This window comes from Anaerococcus obesiensis ph10, from assembly GCF_000311745.1.
GTDB lineage: Bacteria > Bacillota > Clostridia > Tissierellales > Peptoniphilaceae > Anaerococcus > Anaerococcus vaginalis.
In genome coordinates this window covers 236,461-238,379 of record NZ_HE978532.1, presented here as the reverse complement: position 1 = coordinate 238,379, position 1,919 = coordinate 236,461, and the positions used below count along the sequence as shown (strand labels likewise).

Annotated in this window: 2 protein-coding genes; both read right to left on the bottom strand. The window is 28.4% G+C overall.

Annotation, left to right across the window (positions count from 1 at the left end; genetic code table 11):
- Positions 1-144 precede the first annotated feature (144 nt).
- Complete coding sequence (locus HGAG_RS07175) at positions 145-1,476, bottom strand: relaxase/mobilization nuclease domain-containing protein (RefSeq protein WP_019118523.1); 1,332 nt, start codon at positions 1,474-1,476, stop codon at positions 145-147.
- A 1-nt stretch (position 1,477) separates the two neighbouring features.
- On the bottom strand, positions 1,478-1,834 hold the full coding sequence (locus HGAG_RS07170) for a plasmid mobilization protein (protein ID WP_019118522.1): 357 nt from the start codon (positions 1,832-1,834) through the stop codon (positions 1,478-1,480).
- Positions 1,835-1,919 lie beyond the last annotated feature (85 nt).

Below are 1,919 nucleotides of genomic sequence, written 5' to 3'. Positions count from 1 at the left end.
AATTTAGTCAAGTCCATAATATTGTACTAGTTTAATTTACACAATATTATGGACTTGACTCTTAAATTCTTATACTTAACAATAAATATTATAATACCCTTTAATGCAATTACACAGAGTTATCGTTTACTCTTTTATAGCTTTTTATCTCTCCACTTCCTTCCCATAATAATTTTCATAGTTTTTCCTATACTGAACAAGGTCATAAAATTGTTCTTTATTCAAAGAATACTCTTGCATAAGGGTGTTCTTTTTTTCTTGCAATTTATCGAGCTTTGATAGTATTTCTTTTGTATTTGGTAGTTTTTTATAGCTTTCTAAGATTCCTTTAGCGGCTATTTTGTAGACGGAAAGTTCACTATAATATTCTTCTGCAAATTGCTTATCCTCAGGATTTTTCTTGTGGTATTTGTAGATTTCACGATACTTATTTATAGTATTTATATTTTCCATATCTTGAGATAAACTCTTCATCTCAGTTTCAATTTTCTTTATTTTATCTAACAAGTCTTGTCTATCATCAGCAGATTTTTTGATTAGATCATCGAGTTGAGTGATTGAATTAATTCCTTGTTCTCTAAGTTTAATTATTGAATCAGCCATAGTTTTGATATTGTGCTTTCTTGCCCAAACTTCATAACCTTTAGAGGATTGAGCTTTTTCATTAGTAGATATATCAATGACATTTCCTACACGCTTTTTAATAGGATTAGCTTTATTTTTAATTGCTAAATCTATTCTTTCTTTGATTTTTTCCTCAGTATAATCTTCTCCGATAGTCTTTGCCCTTGTAAATCTTTGTTTATCTTTATGTCGAAAAGCAATGTGTTTACCAAACTTAATTTCATAATCAAGAGATTTCATATTTTCTAAAAATTCTTCCCAAGATTTAGACTTATTAATCATTCTGTCTATATCAAATTGCAGTTTAGATTTCCAAGAATTTCCTTTCTTGTTTAGGTCATATTCGTACCAAGATTTACCAGCAGTTTTATATTTTCTTTTGTAAGCTTCATAATATTCATCAATGACTGAGAGCTTATTTCCTCTACATAATTCGTCACTTTGAAATCTGATTTTATGATAAGATTTTTTATTAGATTGGTAGCATTTACCAGTCTTGTAATTAACATTATTAAAAATAATATGGTTATGGATATGCCCTCTATCTATATGAGTTGCAAGAACAAATTCATAATCTTCATTTAAAATTTTCTTGCATAATTCCATTCCTATCTCGTGAGCTTTTATAGGATCAACCTCTCCTGGTAGAAAAGATTGGATTAAATGCCTAGCTAGAACTGTACCTTTAGTATCATTATCTTCTCGTGTTTTCATAAATTGAATATGGGCAGTAGATGGATGACATTTGAATGAAGATACTAATATTTTTTCATCAGTTTTTTCACTCTTAGTAATGTAATCTATTGCCAAATTTAGAGTTGATTTTATAGGATGAATTTTAGTAATTGCCATATTAATCACCAGAACTTTCTTTTGATTTGTTAAGAAGTAGGGAATGGATCTGCCATATTTCTTTTGATAATTTTTCTATCTGTCTATTCATCGATTCAATTTCATTCTTGTAAATAACACCAGTTGTATTAGTAGCTTTTGCAATCTGATTTATATTATTTGTTGCATTCGAAAGTAGCCATTGTAGGTTTCTAAATGGTTCTAGGTCTACAACATAAATCTCTTTTTCCAATACACATTTTCTAAGAAAGTGGGACATAGTTTTGCAATTTGCAAGTTTCATTTTCTTTTCAAAAACTTCCTTTTCTTCTTTAGTTACTTTTATTTCTATTCTTTCATTTCTAAATCTATTTGCCATTTTATTCTCCTTTATAAAATATTTTTCGGGGTTTTAGGGTTCTCCCTAACAAGGTAAAAATTAAAAAAAATGGAGCATTCCGTAA

Excerpts from the sequence above, each read along its gene's own strand:
- HGAG_RS07175 (WP_019118523.1), bottom strand. The coding sequence starts at position 1,476 with ATGGCAATTACTAAAATTCATCCTATAAAATCAACTCTAAATTTGGCA.
- HGAG_RS07170 (WP_019118522.1), bottom strand. The coding sequence starts at position 1,834 with ATGGCAAATAGATTTAGAAATGAAAGAATAGAAATAAAAGTAACTAAA.